The following is a 6,362-nucleotide window of genomic DNA, read 5'->3' as shown; positions in this document are numbered from 1 at the left end:
ACCGCAACTACTGTTCGTCCCGTCGACAGGGACCCTCAGTGAACCGATTCATCGCCGCAGCCTCCACCAGCGCACTTCTCGCCCTCGGCCCGTTGGCCGCCACCGCCGCCGCGGCGCCCGAGCCCGCTACCCCCGTCGCCGACAGCGGCTCCGCCTCGGGCTCGGGCACTTTGGTCGGCCTCAGACTCCAGACGCTGTTGTGCCAGCTGAAGGGCGGCACCATGACCAGCTCCGCCGTCGAAACCGCTCCCCCGTCCCACTGCACCGTCAGCTGATCCCCCGAGTGGATGCCGATCACTCCTCGATCCGGCCGGGTGGCCCGGATCGGGGTTGGGGCGTTATGATCGGCTCGATGATTACTCATTCCAATCAAGGATTGGGGGTCTCGTTCGCTTCTGGTGAGTGCTGATGCACCCATCCACCGCGAACGGGACGACTTCCCGACATTCATTCTGGCTGCGCGTGCGGGAGTTCGCCGTGCCGCCCTCCATGATCGAGACCGCTACCGCTCGGCGTCGCGCCGGGGATTGGGCTGGGGCTTGTGCCGCAGCGGGTTTCGATGTGGATATCGATCTGCGGGCGGTGGCCCGCATCCATGGGCGAGGGCTTGCCGCTCGCGTCCGAAACGATCTGCGAAGTCTGGCACCGGATCTGCTGCGCTGGCATCTGCCCCGGGTCGCTCCTGACGGATTGCTGCGGCCCGGGCTGACGATGTCGCTGGCTCGGTACGGCGGCGACGAGTACGGAAGTGGCTGCGGCGGAGCCGATTCGGTTCATCTGGTGGTGCGGACCGCTCCCGCGTGGGCGGATGCCGGTCAGCGAGTGAGCCTCGCGCTGTGGGACGGATCCGGTGACCGGGACGTCGGCACATTGCATCCGCTTCCCCGTCCGGACCGGCGGTATCGGCTCGATCTTCATCGTCACCTGTGGGATTCGCGTCGTATCGACGAGCTCCGAATACGTTCCGGGGCAGTGCGACTCGACATCCCGAACGATGTCGAAGCCCAGCTCTCGGGCGCGGCCTCACCCGGTTGCGCCGTGGACCGGTGGGCCGACGAGGCCGGGATTCTGCTGCGCGCCGAAGGGAATGCGGGCGGCCGGGTGCTCGTGCGGGCCGGGGTGCGGCGGCGGATCGTCCTCGAATTGTCTTCACACGCAGGTGATCCACCCGATGTGCGGATCGCCGAGCGATATCCGCGCGGCGAGATGTCCGGGCTACCCGTGCTGCCCGATGCCGCGACCTGGGTGCTGCCTGATCTGGAGCTGATGCGCGCGGGTGCGATCACGGCCGATCGGCTGCATCCACTGGTCGCATCGGCGCTGGAACCGGGCCATTCGAGGTCCGAAACCTCCGGTGGCACAGGTCAGGACGGTCGGACGCTGTTGCTGGAGTGCCGCGGCGAGCTGCATCGGGTGGCACTGGTGGACGGGGTGCTGGCTGCCCTGGATCACACTCCCGCCGAGGTCCGGCGGGAGGAGCTGCTGGTCGCCCTGACCGGCACTCCCCTGCCGTGTCTCCAGGCGATCGACCGGGCGCACCGGCGACCGGACTGGCTGTCCGAGGTCCGGGAACGGTTGATGCACGGCGACACCGCCGGTGCGCTGACCGTTGTCGAGCGCGCTCTAGGTCCCGACGCGTTGCTCCGCGAGGGCGCGCTGCGCGACGAGCTGGAGGCGGCAGCGCGGCAGCGGATCACCTACGGCCTGTTCCGATCCGGCCTGGCCAAGCCGTTCCCTTGCCTTCCCCGGCCGAAGCACCGAGCCCATCCGCGAAACGCGACCTCCCGCTGATCCGCGGGCGTCGCTCCCCATTCCTCTGAACTCCCAAGGTGATTCACGCATGTCTACCGAAGCCCATTCCGACTCCCAACTCACCATCGCGGGCGACCTGCTGTCCCTGCTGGGCGATGTCGCCACCGAGCCCCGGCCCAATCTTCAGCTCGAAGCCCTCACCCTGGCCGTGGCCGCCGACCTGCCGGTCCTCCTGTGGGGCGAGCCGGGCATCGGCAAAACCGCTGCCCTGACCCAACTCTCGGACGCCCTCGATCTCCCGCTGACCACGGTGATCGCCAGTGTGCACGAGCCGTCGGACTTCTCGGGCCTGCCGATCATCGGCGACGATCCCGCCACCCAGGGTGTGCCCATGGCCCCGCCGGAGTGGGCCGTCCGCCTGGTGCGCGCCGGGCGTGGCCTGCTGTTCCTGGACGAGCTGTCCACCGCGCCGCCCGCCGTCCAGGCCGCCCTGCTCCGCCTGGTGCTGGAACGCCGGATCGGCACACTGCGGCTGCCGCCGGGCGTCCGCATCGTGGCCGCCGCCAACCCGCGGTCCTCGGCGGCCGATGGCTGGGAGTTGAGCCCGCCGCTGGCCAACCGTTTCGTCCACCTGAACTGGGTGCACGACCATGAGGTGGTGGTGCGCGGTCTCGGCGGGACGTGGCCGTACGCGACGCTGCCCACGCTCGATCCCGAGAAGTTCCCGGAGGCAGTCGATTTCGCCCGTCGCGCGGTGTGCGGCCTGCTCTCGGGCCGCCCGAAGCTCGTGCACCAGTTGCCCAGCAGCGAGGCACGTCGGGGCGGCGCGTGGCCGTCGCCGCGCAGTTGGGAGATGACGGTGCGGCTCATCGCCTTCGCCACCGCCGCTGGGGCCGGCCGTGACGTGCTGTCGCTGCTGGTCCGTGGCTCGGTCGGCGACGGCCCCGGGTTCGAGCTGCTCACCAGCATCGACCGCATGGATCTCCCGGATCCCGAGCTGCTGCTCGCCGATCCCGACGCCGCCGACCTGCCCACCCGCGGCGACCTGCGGCAGGCGGCGCTCGACGCCGTGGTGGCGGCCGTGCGCAGCCGCCGCACCAAGGCCCGCTGGGACGCCGCCTGGGTGCTGCTGGCGAAGGCCGCCGAAACCGGCGCGCCCGACCTGGTGGTCGTTCCGGCCACCACCCTCGCGAGTCTGCGCCATGAAACCTGGGACGTCCCCGCCTCGATCGAGCGCCTGACCGGCATGGTCTCGGTCTCCCAGGGCGCGGACCGCGCCGCCGCCCGCATCACCGCGCAGGTGGGCCGATGACCCCGATCCTGGACTCCGAGAAGCTCTTCGCCGCCCGCCTGCTGGCCGTCCGCGCCCGCCCCTACCTGGCCACGGCCCTCTACGCCCTGAATATCGTCGAATCCCGCCGGGTCCCCACCATGGCCGTCGACCGCTACTGGCGTTGCTACGTCTCCCCCGCCTTCGTCGACCACACCCCGGTCGAGAATCTGGCGTCGGTTCTCGTGCACGAGGTTTCCCATCTCCTTCGCGACCACCACGGCCGCAGCGATCGTTTCGCCCAGGCCCACAACCTGTCCGGCCCCGCCGAACGCCTCCGCATGAACATCGCCGCCGACGCCGAGATCAACGACGACGCGTTCGGCGACGGCCTGATCCAGCCCGAGGACGCGGTCACCCCCGCCACCCTCGGCCTGTCCCCCGGCGAGCTCATGGAGGACTACCTTCACCAGTTCCGGCTCACCGTCGACGCCCAGCACCTGGCCTGGCTCGACTGCGGCAGCGGCGCCGACGGTCTCGACCGCGAGTGGGATCTGGGCCCGGGCGATGCCGACGGCTTGACCGACCAGCAACGGGACGCCGTCAAATTCCGTGTCGCCCAAGGCATCGCCGGCCGGCCCGGCGACGCCCCCGACGGCTGGCGTCGCTGGGCCGACCGCGCCCTCCACCCGCCTCAACCCTGGCGAGACCTCCTCGGCGCGGCCCTCCGCTCCGCCGCCTCCGCGCCCGGCCTCGGCGCAACCCACACCTACTCGCGACCGTCGCGCCGCGCCACCGCCCTCCCCCGAACCATCCTCCCGACCCTGCGCCGCACCCCACCCCACGTCACCGTCATCATCGACACCTCGGGCTCGGTGAGCGACACCGAATTGGGCAGCGCCCTACTGGAAACCGCCGCCATAGCCCGAACCCTGGGCGGCCGCAAAGACCTGCTGACCGTCATCTCCTGTGATGCCGCGGCGCACATCGCAGGCCCGTTCTGCCAGTCCGAGAGCATTCCGTTGATCGGCGGCGGCGGCACCGACCTCTGCGCGGGTTTCGCCAAAGCCGCACGCGCCCAACCCCGCCCGGACGTCCTGGTGGTCCTCACCGACGGCCAAACACCCTGGCCCAAGCAGTGTCCGTCCGCTCGAACCGTGGTCGGTCTCTTCCGCCGACCCATCACCTGGACCGAGGACGAATCGGGGTACATCCCCGACAAGCCCCCATCCTGGGCCCGTGTCGTCGAGATCGGCTGACATTCGCGGCAGTGACACGGTCGAACGGCAATGCCGCGCAATCGGATTCAGCCCTCGCAGCAGCCGCGATCACGATCCGCCGCTCGGGCGCCCGCTCCGAGCGCGGCCGGGGACGGGCAGCAGGTGCCACCGCGCCGTGATGCCGACCGCGGTGAACACGCTGAGCAACGCCACCGCCGCGATCGCCCACCACGAGTGTCTGAACCCGTTCAGGGTTACATCAAGCCAGATGGCCGAACGAAGGCCCGTCCCGGCGGATTCCGGGGCGGACCGATAGGTAATGCGCGGTCAGTGCGGTTGCGCGGCTGCCCGTTTCGGCAGGCCGTACACCACCGCAAAGGAAGCCTCGGCGAGGGCGATCGCCACCCCTGCATGGCCTGATCAGAACGAAATGATCTGTTCTACTCCAGCGAACAGAGGCATCGCTCGGACCAAGCGCGAAGTCTAATTGGAATAGAACATTCCGTTCTGATACTGTTCGTCGCAGGCGACCGACCCGGGTCGCTGATCCGAAGGGAAGAACCCATGTACCTCGTCGTCGGCGCCACCGCTCACTTCGGCCGTCAGGCCGTGGACGCCCTGCTGACCGCGGGCCTGCCGGTACGGGCTCTGACCCGCCGCCCCGAAACCGCCGGGCTGCCCGCGGCCGCCCAGGTGATCGCAGGCGACCTCACTTCCGAAGACGCTCTGGCCGAAGCGGTTTCGGGTGTCGAGGCGATCTTCCTGGTGCTCCCCTACGGCATGGAGGTCGCTCCCCTACTGGCCACCGCCCGCCGCGCCGGCGTGCGGCGCATCGTCTTCCTGTCCTCGGGCGCGGTGGTCGACGGCGCGCAGGCCCAGCCCGACGTGATCGCCCGGTACCACCGCGACGTCGAAGCCGCGATCGAGGTGTCCGGCATCGAATGGACGTTCCTGCGCCTGCTGTTCCCGGCCATCAACTCCCTGACCTTCGCCATGCAGCTGGCCGGCGGCGACGTCATCCGCGCCGCCTACGGCCAGGCCGCCGCGTCGGTCGTCCACGAGAACGATGTGGCCGAGGTGGCCGCCGCGGTGCTGCCCGGCGGCCACGCCGGAAAGACCTACGACCTGACCGGCCCGCAGTCCCTCACCCAGACCGAGCAGGTCGAGATCCTGGCCGCGGCCCTCAACCGTCCCCTCACCTTCGAGGAACTCGACGACGCCCCGGTCCGCGCCCAGATGGCCCAGTTCATGGACCCGGCCTTCATCAACGCCCTGTTCGACCTGATGGCCGAAACCGTCGGCAAGCCCGCCGCACTCAACACGGTCGTCGAAGACCTCACCGGCCACGCTCCCCGCACCTACGCCGACTGGGCAGCCGACCACCTCGCCGACTTCTCCTGAGCGACACGCGCAGCGACGCGCGGTGCGATGCGGTGAAAATCGCATCTCGGGTTCCTGGATGGCAAGGTGCACGATCACGGCGTCCTGGTGAATGCACCGGCGTCGCTGCGCTTGCGGATGTCGGCCTTGCCGATCCGGCGATCGCGTGATCGATCGTCATCGCACCGCCGATCTCGATGCACGCAGGAATCACTCGATGCACATGCAGGAATCAACAGTGAGGAGGGCTAGTGACGAGCAAGGTGGTTCAGCGGGCCGGCATGGTCGGCAGGCTGGGTTTCGCGGGTGTGGTGGCCGGTGCGTTGGTTCTGGAACAGCACGCCGTCGCCCACGCCGCCGAGACGACCACGTTCCAACTCCCGCTGCTGGAGGTATCCCAATCATGGGGTGTCCCAGCATCATTCACGATCTTCCTGACGGCGACCGTCGGCGACGAGCCCGGAGTCACCACCTTCGGTGTCGCCAACCCGCCGCCGTTCGACGGCAAGCACCCGCTCGATTCGCCCGCCCGGATCTGGTGGGCGAACCTGTCGACCGGAGCGGCGGGCATCGTCGACATGGACGTTCGCGAAACCGCGGAGCAGCCCTGCGACTGCGCCCCGGTCCCGGTGTCGGTGAACACCGGACCGGGCCGGATCGCCGCGATCGTGACCGCCGGCGGCGTCGCCGCCAACGTGTCCTCGGGACTCGGAACGTTCACCACTCCTTGATCCCCTGGT

The 6,362-nt window shown here is 69.8% G+C and carries 6 protein-coding genes; all 6 read left to right on the top strand.

Going from position 1 to position 6,362, the window contains the following annotated elements; all coding sequences use genetic code 11:
- Positions 1-38: 38 nt before the first annotated feature.
- The 6 genes from ACFV4K_RS20095 to ACFV4K_RS20070 all read left to right on the top strand — a co-directional run bounded on the left by ACFV4K_RS20095 (position 39) and on the right by ACFV4K_RS20070 (position 6,353).
- Complete coding sequence (locus tag ACFV4K_RS20095) at positions 39-275, top strand: hypothetical protein (protein ID WP_379276710.1); 237 nt, start codon at positions 39-41, stop codon at positions 273-275.
- Positions 276-972: 697 nt separating this feature from the next.
- The gene (locus ACFV4K_RS20090; RefSeq protein WP_379276709.1) at positions 973-1,791 is read left to right on the top strand and encodes a hypothetical protein; all 819 of its coding nucleotides are present in this window, start codon (positions 973-975) and stop codon (positions 1,789-1,791) included.
- Between the two features lie 49 nt (positions 1,792-1,840).
- Entirely contained in the window at positions 1,841-3,064 is a 1,224-nt protein-coding gene (locus ACFV4K_RS20085) for an AAA family ATPase (RefSeq protein ID WP_379276708.1), read from the top strand.
- A complete protein-coding gene (locus ACFV4K_RS20080) occupies positions 3,061-4,281 on the top strand; it encodes a VWA-like domain-containing protein (protein WP_379276707.1) in 1,221 nt (406 codons plus the stop codon). The genes ACFV4K_RS20085 and ACFV4K_RS20080 overlap by 4 nt, the downstream gene beginning before the upstream one ends.
- Positions 4,282-4,806: 525 nt before the next feature.
- Complete coding sequence (locus ACFV4K_RS20075; RefSeq protein WP_379276706.1) at positions 4,807-5,643, top strand: NAD(P)H-binding protein; 837 nt, start codon at positions 4,807-4,809, stop codon at positions 5,641-5,643.
- Between the two features lie 230 nt (positions 5,644-5,873).
- Positions 5,874-6,353 carry a hypothetical protein gene (locus tag ACFV4K_RS20070; protein WP_379276705.1) on the top strand — a complete coding sequence of 160 codons (480 nt, stop codon included), beginning with the start codon at positions 5,874-5,876 and terminating at the stop codon, positions 6,351-6,353.
- Positions 6,354-6,362: the final 9 nt, after the last annotated feature.

The organism is Nocardia sp. NPDC059764 (genome assembly GCF_042732555.1).
Lineage (GTDB): Bacteria > Actinomycetota > Actinomycetes > Mycobacteriales > Mycobacteriaceae > Nocardia.
This window is presented reverse-complemented; position numbering and strand designations above follow the sequence as displayed.